This is a genomic window from Cupriavidus sp. CuC1 (genome assembly GCF_044627735.1).
In the GTDB taxonomy this organism is placed as follows: Bacteria; Pseudomonadota; Gammaproteobacteria; order Burkholderiales; family Burkholderiaceae; genus Cupriavidus; species Cupriavidus ulmosensis.
Genome location: NZ_JBIUHC010000067.1, coordinates 36,372 through 55,513, shown reverse-complemented (window position 1 = coordinate 55,513; position 19,142 = coordinate 36,372). Strand labels below are relative to the sequence as shown.

Annotated in this window: 18 protein-coding genes; 3 read left to right on the top strand and 15 right to left on the bottom strand. The window is 62.3% G+C overall.

The features are described 5' to 3' along the window. Nucleotides 1-112 precede the first annotated feature (112 nt). The 4 genes from ACGLHR_RS26555 to ACGLHR_RS26540 form a co-directional block, all read right to left on the bottom strand. Entirely contained in the window at nucleotides 113-445 is a 333-nt protein-coding gene (locus ACGLHR_RS26555; protein WP_400097088.1) for a DUF4387 domain-containing protein, read from the bottom strand. A 50-nt stretch (nucleotides 446-495) separates the two neighbouring features. Further along, nucleotides 496-1,857 carry an acyclic terpene utilization AtuA family protein gene (locus tag ACGLHR_RS26550; RefSeq protein ID WP_400097086.1) on the bottom strand — a complete coding sequence of 454 codons (1,362 nt, stop codon included), beginning with the start codon at nucleotides 1,855-1,857 and terminating at the stop codon, nucleotides 496-498. Nucleotides 1,858-1,987: 130 nt separating this feature from the next. Beyond that, nucleotides 1,988-2,953, bottom strand: a complete 966-nt coding sequence (locus ACGLHR_RS26545; RefSeq protein WP_400097084.1) for a sigma-54 interaction domain-containing protein — start codon at nucleotides 2,951-2,953, stop codon at nucleotides 1,988-1,990. Nucleotides 2,954-3,030: 77 nt separating this feature from the next. Continuing rightward, complete coding sequence (locus tag ACGLHR_RS26540) at nucleotides 3,031-3,234, bottom strand: hypothetical protein (RefSeq protein WP_400097082.1); 204 nt, start codon at nucleotides 3,232-3,234, stop codon at nucleotides 3,031-3,033. Nucleotides 3,235-3,357: 123 nt separating this feature from the next. Between ACGLHR_RS26540 and ACGLHR_RS26535 the strand changes: the two genes are divergently transcribed. Continuing rightward, nucleotides 3,358-5,151 (top strand): ABC transporter ATP-binding protein, encoded by a 1,794-nt coding sequence (locus ACGLHR_RS26535; protein ID WP_400097080.1) that lies wholly within the window; start codon nucleotides 3,358-3,360, stop codon nucleotides 5,149-5,151. A gap of 1 nt (nucleotide 5,152) precedes the next feature. Further along, nucleotides 5,153-6,985: an ABC transporter ATP-binding protein gene (locus ACGLHR_RS26530; protein ID WP_400097078.1), complete on the top strand. Its 1,833-nt coding sequence runs from the start codon at nucleotides 5,153-5,155 to the stop codon at nucleotides 6,983-6,985. Nucleotides 6,986-7,239: 254 nt separating this feature from the next. Here ACGLHR_RS26530 and ACGLHR_RS26525 read toward each other — a convergent pair whose 3' ends face one another. The 11 genes from ACGLHR_RS26525 to ACGLHR_RS26475 all read right to left on the bottom strand — a co-directional run bounded on the left by ACGLHR_RS26525 (nucleotide 7,240) and on the right by ACGLHR_RS26475 (nucleotide 17,656). Further along, nucleotides 7,240-8,100, bottom strand: a complete 861-nt coding sequence (locus ACGLHR_RS26525) for a helix-turn-helix transcriptional regulator (protein WP_400097076.1) — start codon at nucleotides 8,098-8,100, stop codon at nucleotides 7,240-7,242. A gap of 599 nt (nucleotides 8,101-8,699) precedes the next feature. Then, a complete protein-coding gene (locus ACGLHR_RS26520; protein ID WP_318237246.1) occupies nucleotides 8,700-9,194 on the bottom strand; it encodes a cupin domain-containing protein in 495 nt (164 codons plus the stop codon). 206 nt (nucleotides 9,195-9,400) lie between these two features. Continuing rightward, a complete protein-coding gene (locus ACGLHR_RS26515; protein WP_400097074.1) occupies nucleotides 9,401-9,991 on the bottom strand; it encodes an OmpA family protein in 591 nt (196 codons plus the stop codon). Nucleotides 9,992-10,100: 109 nt separating this feature from the next. Further along, nucleotides 10,101-10,880 (bottom strand): serine protease, encoded by a 780-nt coding sequence (locus ACGLHR_RS26510; protein WP_400097072.1) that lies wholly within the window; start codon nucleotides 10,878-10,880, stop codon nucleotides 10,101-10,103. 22 nt (nucleotides 10,881-10,902) lie between these two features. Beyond that, a complete protein-coding gene (locus ACGLHR_RS26505; protein WP_400097070.1) occupies nucleotides 10,903-11,388 on the bottom strand; it encodes an RT0821/Lpp0805 family surface protein in 486 nt (161 codons plus the stop codon). A gap of 42 nt (nucleotides 11,389-11,430) precedes the next feature. Then, entirely contained in the window at nucleotides 11,431-13,173 is a 1,743-nt protein-coding gene (locus ACGLHR_RS26500; RefSeq protein ID WP_400097068.1) for a protein kinase, read from the bottom strand. 10 nt (nucleotides 13,174-13,183) lie between these two features. Then, complete coding sequence (locus tag ACGLHR_RS26495; RefSeq protein ID WP_400097066.1) at nucleotides 13,184-14,035, bottom strand: protein phosphatase 2C domain-containing protein; 852 nt, start codon at nucleotides 14,033-14,035, stop codon at nucleotides 13,184-13,186. A gap of 20 nt (nucleotides 14,036-14,055) precedes the next feature. Beyond that, the gene (locus ACGLHR_RS26490; RefSeq protein WP_400097064.1) at nucleotides 14,056-15,774 is read right to left on the bottom strand and encodes a trypsin-like peptidase domain-containing protein; all 1,719 of its coding nucleotides are present in this window, start codon (nucleotides 15,772-15,774) and stop codon (nucleotides 14,056-14,058) included. 579 nt (nucleotides 15,775-16,353) lie between these two features. Continuing rightward, a complete protein-coding gene (locus ACGLHR_RS26485; RefSeq protein WP_400097062.1) occupies nucleotides 16,354-16,764 on the bottom strand; it encodes a putative toxin-antitoxin system toxin component, PIN family in 411 nt (136 codons plus the stop codon). After that, a complete protein-coding gene (locus ACGLHR_RS26480; RefSeq protein WP_318237253.1) occupies nucleotides 16,757-17,008 on the bottom strand; it encodes a type II toxin-antitoxin system Phd/YefM family antitoxin in 252 nt (83 codons plus the stop codon). Before ACGLHR_RS26480 ends, ACGLHR_RS26485 begins: the two co-directional genes overlap by 8 nt. Nucleotides 17,009-17,182: 174 nt before the next feature. Further along, the gene (locus ACGLHR_RS26475) at nucleotides 17,183-17,656 is read right to left on the bottom strand and encodes a MerR family transcriptional regulator (protein WP_267603241.1); all 474 of its coding nucleotides are present in this window, start codon (nucleotides 17,654-17,656) and stop codon (nucleotides 17,183-17,185) included. Nucleotides 17,657-17,724: 68 nt separating this feature from the next. Here ACGLHR_RS26475 and ACGLHR_RS26470 point away from each other — a divergent pair, with 68 nt between their 5' ends. Beyond that, nucleotides 17,725-18,960 (top strand): NADH:flavin oxidoreductase/NADH oxidase family protein, encoded by a 1,236-nt coding sequence (locus ACGLHR_RS26470; protein WP_400097059.1) that lies wholly within the window; start codon nucleotides 17,725-17,727, stop codon nucleotides 18,958-18,960. The last annotated feature ends 182 nt before the right edge of the window (nucleotides 18,961-19,142 follow it).

The following is a 19,142-nucleotide window of genomic DNA, read 5'->3' as shown; positions in this document are numbered from 1 at the left end:
CAATCCCCGCGGCGTGAAACGAAAGATGTCGAATTTCCGAATCCGGCGGCGATCCGAGCCGCTGAATCAGCGAATCGCCCCCAAAGTGGTTGTGAAGTGAACAGTATTGGGCCTAGGCAGGAATATCAAGGTCCAGCAGCGGCGCGTACTGCTGGGCACCGAAGATGTCGCCATCGCCGGCGCTGCCGCTGGGCCGGGTGCGATAGATCGTGAACTTGATGGCGTACGCGGGATCGTACTCGACGAAATCCGAGATCCGTTCGACCGGAATCCCATATAGCGCGGCCATGCTTTCCCGGCTCAGCACGCGCGAGCGCTTGACACGTTCGTACTCAGCCGCCTCGCGAAAGATGATGTCGAAGGTAATCTTGTTGACCCCGGCGTTCTTGCTGCGGATCGTCTTGGCGAGTTGATGCAGTTTCTGCGTTGCCTTTTGCGTTGTCATTTGCGTTGTCATTTGCGTTGTCATATGCGTTGTCATATGCGGCTCCAGGCTCAGACGCCAACTTCAATGAGATGGGTGGGGAACAGCGCCATGGGGTCTTGCACTTCCACCGTGTGGTTCAGCGTCCAACGGTAGGCCGCGCTGGCGTGCAGGACTTCATCCAGCGGGAACGACACCGAACCGGCCGTGCCTTTCACGTCGGGCAAGCGCGCATAGAACATCTGGCGCAAGCCGATCATCGTCACCTCCTCGGCCATCTCACGGGTCGGCGCGACCCCCTGCACCAGCACGCAAAGCTCGTGCCCCGGCCGGTCGCGCAGCGGCTCCAGCTCGCCCATCACGCCATCGCGGCCGTACACGTTGTAGTGCAGTTGATAACCGCTGTCGCCGAAACGCGCGCGCACCTGCTCGCGCGCCCATGCAATCACCCGGTCCACGTTGGCAATGGTGTAGGGGTCGCGGATGCCGCACAGGCCAACGAAGCGCTCGCCCACCTTCCCCGCCCCCTCCAGCTTGACCCGGACCGTTTCCGCCTCGATAAAGCGCGAACCCGTGATGCGCGTGGTGCGTTCGCCGACCTGCTCGTACCGGCAATGCGTCATGTCCAGCTTACCCCCGGCGACAAACTCCTCATACGGATTGGAGCGCTCGTACATCGCATGGCCGGATACCGAGGCTACGGTGCAGCGCTGCTCGGGATGCATCGCCGTGACACGGACATCCTCAAACGAGATTTCGCCCATCACGGTTTCCTTGCCGCCATAGGGCTCGGCGCAGAACGACGCGCACTCGAGCACCTTGCCCAGGTAATAGGAATGATCGGCGGAAAAGCCGTGGTGCAGCGCCGGCGCGGCAAAGACCGCGGCATCCGAACTGCGCCCGCCGATGATCACGTCGGCGCCCTGGCGCAGCAGTTCCACATAAGGATGGACACCGGCCATGGCGACGATACGGTCGGTCGCGTCGAGCTCGCTTTCGGTCAGGTCGGCAAAGCCGTCAAGCCCGCTCACCTCGCTTCCCCGCCGCATCGTCTCGCGCAGGAAAGCCTTGTCCACCTCGGAATAGAAGTAGCCGACCCGGAACTTCTTCAGGCCATGCCTGGCAGCCAGTTCGCTGATGATCCGCACGAACAGGTCCACGCGGCTGTTCGAGCCAGTATCTCCGGCCGAGCCAATAATCATCGGCACGCCGAGTCGGCGCGACGCCAGCAACATTTGCTCCAGGTCGTGGCGTTGCCACGCTTCGGGACTCGTCGAGGTGTCCGATCCGAGCGGCACCGGACCCACGTCATCGCTTCCCGAATCGGCCGCGATGTAGTCGGGGCCCGCCTCCACCCCCAACCCAAAGCTCTCGGTACGCAACGGCGCGAAGCCGAGATGGCCATTAGGGCAAATGATCTTCAGGGACTGCATGCAGGGTTCTCCAGATGGTGTCTTCCCCAAGCCGGGCTTGACAGATCACTTAGAGCAGGTTGCATGCCATCCTGCAGTGCAGAGAAATACCTTTATTTTTCAATAAGTTAGAACAGGATGATGTAACTGCTCAATAAGTCGGGGCGAGCGGGGGCGTGGTGCTCGTGAGAGAAGCGATACGCTGTTCGATGAGATGGGGCAGAGGCGGGATGTGATCGCTGCAGGAAATGCGATCGGTCAGGTAGTCCCAAAACGAGATGCCGAGTTTGCGGCAAGTCTTCTTCAGGCTGGAGAAGGTTTCACGACATTGCCGACCAAGGTCCCGCAGGATGCGCGCCGGCAAATGATCCGGCCGGATGCAATCGCCTTCTTCGAGCAGGCAAATGCGTTCCAGCAGGTTCTCGAGTTCACGCACATTCCCCGGCCACCGGTACGCGCGAAAGATACGCTCCACCTCCGGATCCAGCCGCCGGAAATGGCTGCCGTACTGCGCGTTGTACTTCGCCAGCGCGTTGCTCGCGAGCAGGAAGATGTCATCGCCGCGCTCACGCAGCGGCGGGATATTGATGGCGATCACCTGCAGCCGGTAGTACAAATCCTCGCGAAACTTGCCGGCCTTGACCTCGCTCAACAGGATCTTGTTGGTCGCGGCGATAAAGCGGGCGTCCACGCTGATGGGACGCACCGCGCCGACCCGGCGGAAACGCCGCGTGTCCAGCAGCGTGAGGATCTTGGACTGCATCACCGGATCCAGCTCGCGGACTTCGTCCAGGAAGACCGTGCCGCCATTTGCCGCCTCGATCAGCCCCTCCTTCCTGCTGACCGCGCCAGTGAAGGAACCACGCTCATGGCCAAACAGCTCGGACTCAAGCAGCTGGGCCGGAATCGCAGCGCAATTGATGTCGATGAACTCGCGCCCGGCCCGGTTGGACTGCGCGTGGAGCATGCGCGCCACCAGGCTCTTCCCCGTCCCGGTCTCGCCATAGATCAGCACGGTGCTAGCCTGGCTGCGCCCAACGCGGGCGACCAGTTCACGCAGGGCGACGATGGAGGGGTGCTCCCCAACGAGCTGCGGGCGAGAAGGTTCGTTCATCATGGGGTTCGAGAGCCGGCGCCGGGGGCGGAGGACGTCCCAGCGGCCGGCACGTTGAGATTGGTGATCTGCGCGGAAGATTAACCTATTCCGGCGAAACGCCAGGCCGCCTTCAGAGATTCTTTCACGCGCGCGCCGCTGGCCGCCGGCAGGCAATAGGGATAGTTTCTGTCACCATCCTGGCGCCGCACGATTTCGACCTTGATGCCGAACCTTTGGCGAACCAGCTCGAATCCCCCGAAAACACCGTTGCGCGGCCCGAGAAATCGACGCGGATGAAACAAATATTCCCAATCCGGCCACTAGCCTACCGTTGCGGGGAGCGGGCCTGCAGCGGCTGGCCCAGACTGACCGGCATTGATCCTGCAAGCCCAACAGGCCTGCCCGCGCCTATCGCGAGAACGCAAATGCCGACCTCCGCAGCTCCCTTCCGCCGGCTGCTTTGCCTGGCGGGTACAGAAAAGAAACGATTGCTCGCCGCCCTGCCGCTCACGGTAGCCGCCGCCGTCCTGGAGCTGCTGCCCTACTGGATACTGTACCGCGCCATCGCACTGACGCTGCTGGCCGACGACGCGCCGGCGGCCAGCGCGCTGTACCAGTTGGCGGCCTGGCTAGCGCTGGCGCTGCTCGGCAAGTATCTGTGCTACACCGCCGCCTACGCCCTCAGCCACCAAGCCGCCTACCAGTTGCTAGCCTACCTGCGGCAGCAGTTGGCAAGGCGCCTGTCGTGGTTGCCACTGCGTGACTTGCAGAGCTTTCGCTCTGGCGAGCTCAAGCGCATTCTGCTGCAGGACGTCGAACAGCTGGAATCCTTCATTGCCCACCATACGGTCGAACTGCTGGCCGCGCTGGTCACGCCGCTGTGCATCGCACTGCTGCTGTTCTGGACCGACTGGCGGCTAGCGCTAGCCGCCCTGGCCACAGTGCCGCTGGCGGCGCTGGCCTCGGCGCTGCCGCTGCGCCGGATGAACGCACACTTCGAACGCTACACCCGTGCCGAAGCAGCGCTCAATGCCACCCTGGTCAAGTATGTGCGCAATATGCCTGTAATGAAGGCCTTCAATCAGGACGTCACGCGCTTTGAGCAGCTGCGTCAACAGTTGCACGACTATTACGCGTTGATCCGCGTGGTGACCCACAAAACCGTACCCGGCTGGTCGCTGTTTACGGTCCTGTTGAGCGCCAATGCTTTCCTGATTCTGCCGCTGGGCGCCTGGTTGCACAGCGAGGGTCATATCGATCTGGCCGGCCTGATGCTAGCGATGATGCTGGGTGCCGGCATGCTCAAGCCGCTGCTCAAGCTGACCCAGTTTTTCTCGGACTTCCAAGCGGTGCGAACCAGCCTGGGGCGCATCCTGCCGCTGCTGGATGCGGCAACCGTGCCCCCCGGCCCAGAGGAGGAGCTGCCGGCGCCGCTGAATGTCGAACTGCGCGCCGTGTCCTGCGCCTATGCCGCGCGCCAGGTGCTGCACACGGTCGATCTGCAGTTGCCGGCGGGCAGCGTCACGGCGCTGGTCGGCCCCTCGGGCGCCGGCAAATCCACGCTGGTGCATCTGCTGGGCGGGCTGCTGCAGCCGTCGCAGGGCACGATCACGCTCAATGGCATCGCGCTCGACACGCTGTCCGATGCGCAACGCTGCCGACTGATCGGCGTCGCCACCCAAGAGGCCTTTCTGTTCCAGGGCACTTTGCTGGAAAACCTGCGCCTGGCACGCGCCGACGCCAGCGACGAGGAGGTACGGCAGGCGGCCCGGATCGCCCAAGCCGACACCTTTATCCAGGCGCTGCCGGGCGGCTACGATACGGAGTTGGGCGAACGCGGCCTGACGCTGTCCGGCGGCGAACGCCAGCGTCTCGCCGTCGCCCGCGCGCTACTGGCCGCCACCCCCATCCTGCTGCTGGACGAAGCCACTGCCTTTGCCGACAGCCTGACCGAGCGCCGTTTCTACCGGGCGCTGCACCAAGCCTATCCCGACAAGACCATTCTCATCGTCGCCCATCGCATGCACGCTGTGTCGCCGGCCGATCAAATCGTGGTGCTGGCAGACGGCCGGGTCCAGGACTGCGGTCGCCACCAGGTATTGTTGCAACGCAATCTGCTGTACCGCGGCATGTGGCGCCGCCATCTGGCCAGCGAAGACTGGCGGCTGCTCCCGCACCATGCCGGCAGCCTGGTCACGCCGGCCACGGCGGGAGACTGAAATGCACGACCCCAACTCCTCCCCCCGCCAGTCCGAGCCCGACCTGTTGCACATGCTGCGGCGAGTCATTGCGCTCAGTGGCGCCTCGCCGCGCACCTTCTATCTCGGTCTTGGCCTGCGCGGGCTGGAACGCGCGCTGGCGCTGACGCCGTTCCTGATCGGCTACGCCTGGTTCCGCGACGCGATTGCCGGTGGCGCCCTTACGGTACCGCCGGCCAGCATCGGCGCGCTGGCCCTAGCCTTGCTGCTGGCGCTGGCCGCGCAGTGCTTGTGCGCCTACGCCGGCCAGTTATGCTGCTTTCTGGGCGCTTACCGGCTAATGGGTGGCTACCGCGAGCATGTGCTCGCCACCGTACAGCGACTGCCCTTGCACACCCTGCGGCAGCAGCGCGCCGGGCAATTGGCGGAAGTGCTGTCGGCCGACATCAAGAACGTGGAAAGCATCTTCACCCACGTCACCGCCGATCTGGTCACGGCATTCGCCGTGCCCCTGCTCGGAATGGCGGCGCTGGCCTGGCTGGACTGGCGTCTGGCCACCCGCCTGCTGCTGGCGCTGCCCTTGTCGCTGTGGCTGCTCAATGGCGCGCGCGCCCTGTTCCTGCGCGCCGGACGGCGCAAGCAGGAACAATTCCGCGAAGCGTCCGGGCTGCTGGTCGAGTACATCACCGGCATCGTCACCTTGCGGCTGTTCAACCAGTTCGGCCCCTGGCTCGCCCGGCTCGACCGCCATTTCGAGCGCATGCGCCAGAGCAGCTTTGACGCCGAAGCCTGGGGCGCCGGTCCGGTCCAGCTCTATCGCCTCTGCCTGGAGTTCGGGCTGGTGGCGCTGCTGCTGAGCGGCGGCTACCTGGCCGGTGCCGGCGCGCTGCCGACGCTGCACTGGTTCCTGTTCCTCGTCATCGCCTACAAGCTACTGGACCCGCTGCTCGATGCTGCCGTCTACTTGACCGTGCTGCGCATGGCTGCGCAAAGCGAAGCCCGCATCCAGGCCGTGCTCGAACAGCCGCCGCTGCCGCAGGCCGCGCCCGACCACGCAGCGCCACTGGCCTTGCCGGCACGCTATGACATCGCCTTCGAGGCAGTCGACTTCGCCTACCAGGACGCCCAGCCGGCCAGCGCGTCGCGTTGGCACTTGCAGGCCCTCTCGTTTCAGGTGCCCGAGCGCAGCTTCACCGCCATCGTCGGCCCGTCCGGCGCGGGAAAAAGCTCACTGGCCCACCTGATCGCGCGTTTCTTCGATCCGCAGCAAGGCCGCATCCTGCTCGGTGGCGTCGATCTGCGCCAACTCGACAGCGCGGCGCTTTACCAGCGCATCGGCATGGTATTCCAGGACGTACAGCTGTTCGACGGCAGCCTGCTGGACAATGTGCGCATCGGCCGCTCCGATGCCAGCGATGAGGCGGTCATCGAGGCCTGCCGGCAAGCCTATTGCGAGGAATTCGCGCAAGCCCTGCCCGAGGGCTATCACACCCGCATCGGCGAGGGCGGGCAGCGGCTCTCCGGCGGCGAGCGCCAGCGCCTGTCGATCGCGCGCGCCTTGCTGCGTGATGCCCCCATCCTGCTGCTGGATGAGGCCACCGCCTCGGTGGACGCCGAAGCCCAGTACCAGATCCAGCAGGCACTGTCGCGGCTGGCGCAGGGCAGGACAGTGATCATGATCGCCCACCGCCTCAACACCATACGCCACGCCGACCAGATCCTGGTGCTGGACCAAGGCCGGCTGGTCGAGTCCGGCTGCCACGACGCCCTGCTCGCCAAGCAGGGACTCTATGCACGGCTCTGGCACGGCCAGCATGGCGAAGAGATCGACGCCGAGGTCGAGGATGCGCCTTGAGCGCTGCCGCGCACGCTGAGCCGCCCGCTCGTTTCGGGGCGCGGATGATGCTCCGCTGACACCGATGCGCAATCGACACGCCATGCAAACTGGACGGGCCAGCGTCCGCATCGAAACGGCCTCGCTTGCCGATACCGAAGCACGAGGCCTCACGGCGACCGAGGAAGCCTGTCCGCCGCCGCCATGAACTGGCCGTCACGAAAAGCGCTGCTAAAGCGCGAAGGAGACGGAAATGCTGGCGGTCGTTTGCCAGCCTAGTCGTTGCGCACGGCGCTGGGCAACATACCGAATTGTTTGCGAAAAGCTGAACTGAAATGACTGACGTTGCTATACCCCAGCATCATCGCCGTTTCCGTGACATTGTGCTTGCGCAAGAACTGCCTCGCCTGCCGCATACGCTCCGCCTGGAAATAGGCGTAGATGCTACTGGCGAACAGACTCCTAAAGCCCTGCTTCAATTTGAATTGATTGAGCCCCACCTTGCGGGAGATTTCGGCGATGGTGGGCGGCGCACTGAGATCGTGCAACAGATAGTCCCTCGCTTCCAGCAGTCTGCGGCGCTCCCGCAGGCAGATATCGCCATGCCGGCAGTCTGCGTGAAAGGCTTGCAGATGCCAATAAAGAAATTCGAGCGAGGCGGAAGACAGCAAGAGCTTGGCATCTCGGGCCTGTTGGAAACAGTGGACCAACTGTCCCGCCGCCGCGTTCACACGCTGGCAGCCGCGGCGGCTACGGGTGAAAAAGCGGTCGACGGTGATGTCGTCCAGCAACGGACCGTCGCCGCCGGCCAATTCCATGAGCAACTCAACATCAACCATCAGTTCGACATTGAGCAAACTGCAGCAATGCGCTATGTCAAACCGTTCGCCATTCGCAAACCCCACATTCAAGTCGCCCGGCGACATCGCGATGGTCTGGTCCCTCACCTTGGCCTCGAACCGCCCTTGCATCAAGTAATTGAAGTGAATGTAGTCGCTCTGGTGTTGATAGGAAACCGCCTTCACAGGTTCGGTCTGGCAGCTTGACGACACGAGATTGACGATCAGGCCGCGTTGCAACTCGACACTCTCGGCCTTGATCTCGAGTAGATCAATTTCCGGCTGCTCTCGACTCATAGTCCTGCCCTTCCATTCAAGATTGCTCCATATGCGACACGGATGACGACCATCGCCCCGCTAATCCAACGCGAGACGCGCGCCGCCGCGCTGGCAAAGCATAGTCAGAGAGCCACCCTCAAGCATCTAGCGCCGGCGGCGCGTACCCAAGAGACGCCACGCAACCCGTGCAAAAGGCAATAGCGACAAAGGCAGCGATACCGTTCTCGCAAAAGGTTCCTTAAATCAATATAATTGATAATGCTTCTCATTACAACACATATTCGATTCACTCGATTCCGTACTGCCAGGTGCCCTCTCGCTGCGGGCGACGGAGTGTCGCTTCTTTCAGATCGAGAGATATCTGACCGCACCTAGCACCCGGATCGATAGATTGGCGCAAACCTTGTCGATTTCGTTGCCTTGGAAGAAGCGGGGCTTGTCGCCTTCCTTCACAATCGAGGAATCGAGGAATCGAGGAATTAGGATTTGAGGGCTTGTCGAGGCCATCGGTGATGCCCGACGTGCTTGAATGCTCGCTCTTGGCAGCGCGCCAGGCACCCAGCTGCTCATCGCGTTGCCCGGGCGCAGCGAAACCGCCGGCGCAGCGCCCGGGGCGTTCACCGCTTAGCTGCAGGATCATCCTTAGGGTCGATGTAGTTGATGTCGAGCGGGCCCGAACCGTGGATCTGGATGACGGTCGGCGTCTTGGAGAACGCGTAGTGGTGTGCCTTGCCCGGCAAATAATGGAAGCCGCCCGTCTTCAGCGCATGTCCTTGAGCAACGTCCATCTTGTCGCCTGCGCCAAGATAGAGCGTCCCCGAGATAACAGTCAGGTACTCGGATTGGGTGTGCCAGTGCGGCGGCACCTTGTAACCCGCCGGCGTCTTGAGCCGAATCACGAACGGGCCTTCCTTGCCGGGGTCGCCATAGAGCACCGCGAGCTTGGCACCCTTGGGCAGCGATTCGGGTGCATCGCCCCATTTCATCACGGATGGATTGACCATCTCCATCCCGGCCATGGCAGGCTCTTCGGCGCATGCCGGCATGGCGGTGCCCAACGAAAGCAGCAGGCCCGCCGCCAGCGGCGCAAGCTGCAGGGAACACGTCTTCATGTGTCTTCTCCTTCTTGTCTCGGCGCCTGCCCGGGGGCGGCAGATAGCGGCCGCCACATCGCTTCCGAGGGTGCCTTGCAATCATCGTAGTCAAGCGCGCCGGGCTTACAAGCAAACCACGACATAGACCGGCAAATCCACCGACGCCGGGAGCCGGCTTCAGCCGATGTATTCCGATCGCTGAGGCGCCGCCAAATCCCTCGCGATCAATCCTTCACGGTGACGATGGTCACGCGACGATTCTCGGGCGCAGCGGGATTGTGCAGATTCAGCGGCTCGGTAGAGCCTTTGCCGACCGGCGTCAGACGATCGGTGGCAACGCCCCCCTCCAGGGTGAGGTACTCCACCACTGCCGCGGCACGGCTCTCGGAGAGCTTCAGGTTGGCATTTGCTGAGCCGCGTGGGTCCGCATGCCCTTCGATTCGAAACTTGTATGGCGAGAGCTTTACTGACTGCAACCCGCGAGCGACCTTGCCAAGCGCGGCCCGCGCACCTTCGGTCAGTTTCGACGAATTGCTGTTGAATGTGATCAGCAAATGTGTGGATGGATCCTTTGTCGGGCTACCGGCCTCCTGCGCCGCATAGACATCGCGGTGCATGATGCCGAGCGTCTCATTCCTGTCGGCTGCGTCTTGCGGGGTCAAGGCATTGGTGATCGCTTCCTCGCTGATATCCTGTTCCCGCATGATGTTATCGCCGGCGTGAGCGGCAGGCCAGGCAGCCACGATGCAGAGCGCCGCGATCGACATGCGTAGCAAGTGGTGCACACCGAAAGTGACATGGGTGATCTTTGCCATGTTGGATCTCCAGGTATTTGGGCGTTTCCACGCCAGTGCGACGCGCCATCACGATCGGCGCCAATCATTATCGGTTTCCAATAGGATGCTCCAGGTCCGTCAAGGACTCCTATTCCAGGCATTGAACGAGAGCCGAAATCTGGCGAAGCCTTGCGCCTGGCTTCATTTCCGGAGCCTGAAGGATGGGAGGCGTCGGCGCGCCTGGCCTCGCGTCGAGGAACCGCGCAAGGTCCTGAGCGCGAACCGCGACGCTGAGTTCAGGGTTGTTCGTGTATTGGCCCACGATCATGCCAAGCAGTGCCCCCTGTGCGTCGACAACCGGGCCTCCGCTGTTGCCTTCATGCAAGGCGGCGCGCAGTACCAGAAGACGATGGCCCTTGGGCTGAGCGGTGCCGCGCACGTATCCACGCGTCATGACAGGCACAAGAGGCGACGACGGCGTGAGACCAAAGCCAATCGTATAGACCGACATGCCCTGATGGACGGATATGGCGAGAGGTCGTGCAGCCGTCTTCACGGCGCGGTTCGTTGCGAGTAGCGCCACGTCAAGTTGGTCGTCGATTGCCACCAGCGATGCAGGTACGCTCGTCATGTCGCGTGGCCAGACGTTGATCCGCTGGCAACCGCGAACGACGTGCGCGCTGGTGAGCATTTCGCCTGACTGGGTCACAAAGAACGCCGTGCCACTGCGAAGCATCCCTTCGTGGCTTTTGTCCTTTCCGGCGGCGCGGCTTGCATGCGTTCGGGCGCCCGCAGCTTTCATGTCGCCGCCGAGATGCCCGATATCGAAGACCTCGGTACGCTCCGCTCCCCAGCACGCAGGCCAGATGCCGATCGACCCCATTGCCAATAGCAGGCACAACAGTGAGGAGCGTTCGCGTCGGTACATGGACAGATTCGGGAAATCACTATTAGCTGGCAAGCTCCCACTCACCGCTTGCGTTACGACATGCCCGTGAAGTCTGCTCGTACGTCTTTCCTTCCTTCACATAGGTCTCGGTGAATTTCCGGCACGTCTGGGCAGTTGGTGATTTCGTATACCCGCTGAGCGGTTTGATGGTGCCGGAGTTCCCCGTCTTTGCGTTATGCCAGGTCCTTGGCTGGTTGTTCTCGGCAGTCTGCAAGGCATGTCTTAGCGCGGCCTGGCGCGCTTCGCGGTCGCGTTCATCCATCTCCCTGCCGATGATGCCGCCAAGCAGCGCACCGGCCATGCCGCCCGCGACAATGGCGCCCGCATTGCCATGGCTGAAGAGGCCACCGAGCGCAGCGCCGGCCCCAGCGCCAATCAGTGCGCCCGACGTGGTCTTGTTCATGCCTGTCGAATCGCCCTGCGCACACCCCACAAGAATCGCGCTGGTCGCCGCGGCGCAACCAATTGCTATAGTCCATTTGTTCATTGCATTCTTCCTTCGACAATCAAGCGAGATCGCTCCCAATGACTACATTGCCCAGACACCGGCGCGAGCGCGTCTTGCCTCCTGCTCGGCAGTGGCATATCGCGCCGGCGCACCGTCCCTTGTGCGAGCCCAGCCGTTTCTAAGGGCGTGCTCGCCAATGTCTTCTCCATCCGCGAAGCACTGGAAAGCCTTGTCTTTTGCAAAACACTGAAGCTGGTTGCCCTTGCCCTTGAGGTAACGCTGCATGGCCTGGGCTGGCTTTCCGTCTTCACCGTGTATGGAGGAAAGGTTGACAATCTTTCCCGAGACGATCAGGGCTCCCGAATCGAGCACTTGGGCGACATTTCCCTCAAGGTCTGGCTTGGCTTGCCGCGATGGCGGATTGCTACCGTTCGGTCCTGCCGGGGGGGACGACGGATTCGCTGGGGCCGGAGGCGTTGGAATCAGAGCGATCGGTGGCAGGTTGATCGGCTGCTCCTGCACGGGTGGCTCGGGCACGGTAATCTGCTGCGGCACATTTGCAGTCGACGAGGGCGTTGCGGGCGAGGGTTGCGGATGCCGCGTGAGTGCCATCAAGAGTATGCCCGCACCAATGACCAGGCCGGCGGCAGCCGCGCCGAGGCCGATAACGCGTGATCGTGGGCGCGCTAGCACCGGATCCGGCTTGATGTTCGTGTTGTAGGTTGGAGGATGCGCAACTGGTCGGGATTGCGATTCGTTTGCAGCCGGCGCAGATGCTGGGGGTGCCGCAGTGCTCGCAGTGCTGGCAGTGCTTTTAGCGGAATCCACATGACTGCGCAGTCGGGCGCCTCTGTTCACGCTCGGGTTCGCCATCGTGTTCACGCTCGGGTTCGCGCTTGTGTTCAAGCCAGTGTTCGAGCCTGCGTTCACGCTTGCGACACGGGTCGCCTGAAGATCGAGCCCGTTGTACGTCTGAAGCACACCTTCGCGCACGATATCGGGCGCGTCCGCAAGCAGCGGCGAAGCCCCCAATGCGCGGCCAAAGTCCTCTACCGTGTAGAACCGCTCCTCAGGCACCTTGGCAAGCGCCCGCATCAGTGCGTTTTCGACGCCGGGATCGAGGTCCGGACACAATGCGGCCAGAGGGGGCGGTACCGTCTCCACCTGCGCGCGGATCAGCTCATAGTCGCTGGTTGCGTTGAAAGGCAGTCGCCCGGATATCAGCTCGTACAGAACCGTCGCAAGGCTATACAGGTCACTGCGGCCGTCGCCCTCGTGGCCGCGCAATTGCTCCGGCGAGGCGTAAGCCAGTGTGCCGACGACATCGCCTTGTTGCGTGAGGCGTTGCGAACCCTGAATGCGCGCAATGCCGAAATCCATGATTTTCAGCGTGCCGCTTTCCGTGAGCATCAGGTTAGACGGCTTGATATCCCGGTGAATCACGCCCATCTTGTGCGCGTAGCGCAAACCCATGACGGCCTGAATGATGACCGCGAGGCTATCCCGCACGGGAAACTTGCCAATGCGCTGCAGGATTGTCTCAAGCGTGTGGCCGTGAACAAGCTCCATCACCATGCACGTGGTGTCGCCATCCCTGAACAGCGCATACAGCGTCGTGATGTTCGGATGATTCAGCTTGGCAAGGCTGGTCGCCTCCGAGCGAAAGCGGTCCAGAAAGCCCTTGTCGAGGCTAAGTTCAGGCCGCAGGGTCTTGATGGCCACATCACGCTCGAGCTCGGTATCGAAGGCGCCATAGACTTCGCCGATCCCGCCACGCCCTAGCAGGGTGCGAATTTCGTAGTGGCCTATCTGCCTGACTGACATGGCGAATCCATCAACCCGTTACGTTCGGGGGGACGCTGGTCTCGCGCGTTGAGCGAACTGACGCGCTACGCCTCGTCGGTTGCCGCTGCAAACTGCAGATGGCGACCGACGCGTTATCCAGCCCTCCCGCCATGCGGGCGAGCTCAATCAATTTCTGACAGGCGTCGACCGGCTCAAACTGCATGATCACCGACGCAATCGTCGCGTCATCGATCTGGTCGCTAATGCCGTCAGTGCATAGCATCAGGACATCGTCATGTTCGAGGGGAAACCCATCCGGTGAAACGGCCGGTTCATATTCCGGCGCTCCGAGTGCCCGCAGGAGTACATTCTTGTCGGGGTGTCTGTTTGCCTCTTCTGCCGTGAGCAGACCCTCGCGGAACATCTCGCCGACCAGGGAGTCGTCTTCCGTCAATTGCCGAAACTCGCGTTGGCGCAGCAGGTAGATCCGGCTATCGCCGATGTGGGCGATATAGGCCAGGTCGTTGACAATGGCAACCGCGCTACAGGTGGTTCCCATGCCATCGCAGCTCGGGTCGGCGGCGACATGCTCCCCAATAGCCTGATTGGCAACGACAAATGCCTTCTTCAGCGCCTCCGTGGGCAGGCCCGGATCGCGGTAATACTCGTGAAGCACCGTGCGCAGCGCAATCCGGCTCGCCACTTCGCCTGCCGCATGTCCTCCCATTCCATCCGCCACCACGGCCAGCGCGCCGGCATGCGCAAACGGATCGTCCTCGCGGGGAATCATGCAGCCAACCGCGTCCTCGTTCTGGCTGCGCACGCAACCTACGTCGCTTAGCATCGCACACCTGACCATGAGGCGGGATTGATCTGCTTTACGAGCCTGGTCGGCGCACATGGCAAGCTTCCCCGTTGGACTCAGTTAAGGAGCAAATCAAGTCCGTACTTGATCGGGACCGCGAAAGTCACCCGTTCGTCGCCCATCGAGCGGGAATAGGTAAACAGCCCGATCACCTTGCCGTCGCCGTCGAACACGGGGCCGCCGCTATTGCCATGGCCTGTCGCGGTCACGGTAAGCTGGTAGACATCACCCAGGTCATCGTAAGTCTGGACATTCTTTTCAGACTTGACCGTGTCGCCGACCTTCGCGATGATGCCTTCCGTGACCGTAGGCTGAGGAATCAGTTCGACGAAATTGGTAATATTGCCGCCTTCGCTCGATTGAACGAGCGCGTGCTTTTCCTCGGATATGCCTGGATATCCGAGCACTGTCACCCGCTCGCCCACGCGCGGTCGTGTACCCACCGATGCAAGGTTGATCGTGGGTAGTTTGCGCGTAGCGTCAATCTTGATTTCCGCCACGTCCGCTTCGGCCGACGCCTTGACAAGACGCGCCTCGATGCTGTCCCGCGTATTGGGGAAGCGTACCGACAAGCTTTCGTTGCGGCCCTCGAGGAGGGCCAGGGACATGGTACCGAGCGCCATGCCTCCTGGTGCCGCGAAGTTCGGCCTGATCAACCTCACCGCGTGGTCGAAATCCCAGCCTTTAAGCTGTCGATAGGCCTTTGGGTTGATTCGCGCCATGGTGATTTCACCCTGGCCGCCCGTCGAGATACGAATCAGTATGCCGCCATTCGAGTCGAAGTCCATCCAGCCCGGCACCTTCCATCCTTGCGCGACGTGCTTGTTCGTCAGAATGAAGCCCTGGTCCTTGACCACAAAGCCACTGCCACGTCCCCCTACCTCGATCGGAATGCCGCGATGATCGTCGTCGTCGGTCGTCAGCCAGCGCTGGACCGGATTGTTGTCGATCTGGAGATAGCAGGGAAGTCGCAGGTTCTCGACGATGCAAATACGCTGATAAATGGGGCGGCCCGTATTCTTGTCAACGATGTGCCAGCGGGCCTCCACGACCACCGTTGCCTCGCCGAATTCTGCGACGATCGCCTCAGGACTCCTGCCAAACAGAATGCCGAAATGCGCAAATGCGCCGACGACGATGGCTGCAAGCACGGCTGCGACGCCCGCGCCGATGATCAGCCTGCGCCCGGTGGAGCGCCTTTCCTGATTCATCATCCGCAGCACGGTCTCTTTGCCCACGCGATCATCCGTGGCCGGAGTCGGCTCCGCGCGGACTGTGTCCGCCGGCGGCTGGCCGCCCCGGGTTTCCTGCATTGCCCCCGTGTGCGCGCTGGCCCGCCCTGTCGCGGGAACGGCGGAGGCAGGCACAGCCGTGGGAGAGCCCATGCGCGTTTCAGCTAACGCTTTCGCGCTCAAGCGTGTCGGTGCGGGAGCAGGAACGGGCCGAGGTTCCAGATCGAACGCCAGACGCGGTCCGCCTTCGCCCAGTTCGATGGTGTCACCCGGCTCCAGTAGCGTCTCATCATCGACCCTGCGGCCGTTAAGGAATGTGCCGTTGCTGCTGCCCAGGTCGACCAGCATGTAGCGGGCCGGATCGTCTTTCTTGATTTGAATGGCAGCATGCTGACGGCTCACCAGATCGTCGCGTTGCGGATCAAAGACGACGGTGGCGGTCGGATCGCGACCCAGAATCAGTTTATCGAACCGGTCTACCTCGAATTGCTCGATTTGATGGGCCTTCGAGCCGGATAGATGCGTGATGATGATGCGTCTCATCCCGGTCTCCCTTATGGTTGCCGGGTGGCTTTTTTAAAGCCATCGATATCGCAGGGCTTGTCGCGGCCGATGCTGACCCTTGTCTTTCTTGTCTTACGCGCAAGCGTGGGAACGATCCTCTGTTCAGCAGCCGAAACGCTGTCGCGGGATTGCGCCCGTGCCGGCATGACGTGAAGCGACAAAGCCTCGCCCCGTCCCATCGCAATGGAACGCAGGCGTAACACGGACAAATGCGAGGACCGCCAACGCATTGCGCGCCCCTGAACAGTGCCGGCAGGCATCTCGTCTGAGAGCACTGTTGGCAGCCTTCCCCCCGGGCACTCGAAATGCGCTTTTTGGCGCTAGATGTGACGCTAAAGTGGTTCTTCTCGAATGAGTATAGGTAATGCGGAATAGGTTCGCAAAAGTGCGAACCACCCTGGAAAATTACTGCTCGCGAGGTGTAATGGAAGTCTCTTGGCCGTGCTCGGCTATCTTCAGTACGGACATTTGCCCGACCTGCTAACGTCCTCGAACCGTGCTCGACGAACACGCAGGTGAGCTCGTCGCCAATGTATAGCACCGCCGCTCCTGCATTTTTTACGGCCGCAGGAGAAACACTGCCGGACTCACGATATCGACGCCATGGAAAGGATGCAGGACCAGCAAATCCGCATCCCCCGTTACGATGACTTCGGCCTCGCCGTTGAGCGCTACGTGGAGGAACTTGTCATCCTTGGGGTCGCGGCATGCCGCGACCCGATGGCTGATCGGGACAATTCGCGCAACCCCTCCCAGCAACCGCAGGAAATGCTGGCGATCCGCGATAGAGACATAGCGGTCGAACTTGGGCCTGGCCAGGACTTCAGCCAACTCGCCCAGCGTCTCCCCGGACAACAACAAAACGCCTGATGCCAGCGCATGGTCCACCGCCTTTGCCGCCACGCCAGTGGGAGCGAGCAATCGCCTGATCAGCGCGTTGGTATCCAGTACCAATCGGCGATCACTCATCACTGGCCAGCAGCTCCGCCAGTTTCTCCTCCGTCATGCCTGCCGCGGCAGCCGAGGCCCCGACCACATCGCAAAACCTTTGGAACTCTGCCACATTCAGCTGCGTCAAGCGCTGATATTCCTGCATGGACATGACCACGGCAACGTCTCGCTTCTGTCGCTGAATCACGATCGGCTCGCGAGCTGCCGCTTCGATCACACTAGCAAGGGCCTGCTTGGCTTCGCTCGCTGTTACGGTTCGCATGGACACCTCCAATTTGTACGTTTTGTACAAATTGTACTCTCAACTACCATCGCTACCATCAAAATCAACAGGTATGAAAAAAGCCCGCGGACTCGCGGGCTTAGCCTTTCAGCCCTGAGGGCGCCCTGAACACTTGAAAATGCCTTAAAAGTTACTCACAAGCGCTTCGGGCATTTAAGCGTGGCTCGCCGGCCGCTTCCGCCCGGCAAAATCATGTGTCGGAGCCGTTCGCTTCGAGCGACGGCTCTTCGCTGCGACAGGCGCCGACGATTCGAATTGGTCGACCTTGAAGCACCGCCCCGCCGCCCATTCGGCCTGAAGCGCGTCGCGTATCTGGTGCAGTTCCGCGCACTGCCCGTCCAGCTTCGCGCGAAGTTCGTCGATCTCGCGCAAGCGTTGGTCGATTCGCTCCAGCAGCCCCTCCTTGGAGAAGCCTTTCATTGCCTCGACCGCGGCGCGCATCTCCTCAAGCGAGAAACCGAGCCGCCGCGCCAGTTGAATCTGCCTCAGCCGTTCCGCTGCGGCGTCGTCGTAGATACGGTAGCCATTCGGGCCACGGCCTGCCTTGGGAAACAGCCCGCTCTGTTCGTAAAAGCGGATCGCGGACGTCGTCATCCCGGTGCGCGCCGCGAGTTCGCCGATCTTCATCGTGCTTGACCTTAAAGTAGGCTTGAAAGTTAGTATAGGCGCATCGTACCCGCCGAACAGGTTATCCGATGACAACTACGCTTTTCACTCCGCTGACGCTGCCCAACGGCAGCGCCCTGCCCAACCGCATCGCGAAAGCCGCGATGGAGGAAAACCTCGCCGACGCAGGTCAATTACCCGGCGCGGCACTGTGGCGTCTCTACGCCGCCTGGGGTGCCGGCGGTGCGGGACTGCTGATCACCGGGAACGTGATGATCGACGGAAGAGCGCTGACTGGTCCCGGCGGCGTCGTGCTGGAACGGAACACGCCACTCGAACCGTTCAAGCGGTGGGCGGCCGCCGCTCGCCAGCATGGCGCCCGGATATGGATGCAGATCAATCATCCGGGCCGCCAGGTTCTTGCAGCGCTGGGTCACCAGGCGTGGGCACCGTCCGCCGTTGCGCTCGACCTCGGCCGGCACAGCAAATTGTTCGCCGAACCGCGCGCGATGACGACGGCCAAGATACACGAGGTCATCGAGCGCTTCGCCGACACGGCCGCGGCGGCCGAAACGGCCGGATTCGACGGGGTGCAGATCCACGCGGCACACGGCTACCTGATTTCGCAGTTCCTGTCGCCGCTGACCAATCGGCGCAACGACGAATGGGGCGGCTCGCTGGAAAACCGGGCCAGACTTCTGCTGTCCGTCGTGCGTGCGGTACGTGCGCGAGTTCGGTCCGGATTCTGCGTCGCGGTCAAACTCAACTCCGCCGACTTCCAGCGGGGCGGATTCTCCGAGGACGAAGCCCGGCAAATCGTGCTGTGGCTCAACGACCAGGCCGTTGACCTCGTCGAGCTGTCCGGCGGAAGCTACGAGAGCCCGGCGATGCAAGGCCGCACCGCGGACGGCCGCACGCTGGCCCGCGAAGCGTATTTCCTGACGTTCGCCCGCGACGTTGCCGCCATCGCGGCGATGCCGGTGATGACGACGGGCGGCATTCGCCGGCAGTCGATCGCGGAAGCGGTACTGCACGAAGGTGTCGACGTCGCCGGGATGGCGAGCGCGCTGGCGTCCGTACCGGACCTACCGAATCGCTGGCGCGACGGTCAGGCTGTAGACGCATCGATCGTCCAGGTCCGATGGCAGGACAAGGCAGCTGCCGGACTCGCGACGATGGCGCTCGTCAAGCGTCGCTTGCGCGCAATCGCCGCAGGCGGGCACCCGCGGCGCTGTTACTCGCCGGTCTACAGTCTCGTGATCGACCAGATCCGGACGCGCAAATTGACGCGGCGTTACCGTGAGTGGAACGACACACGTATCTGAGCATCGCATTGGCGGCGAAACTCAAACTCGCTCAACCAATGCGATATAGCGTTACGCTGCAGATGAATTCCTCGTCGCTGCAGCAATGCCTCGCCCCGAGAATAGCTCGACTCGATCCCTTGACAGACCTCACTATGTCAGATGGGGGCGGCGGTTGATGATCCCGCCTGCATTCCCAACGG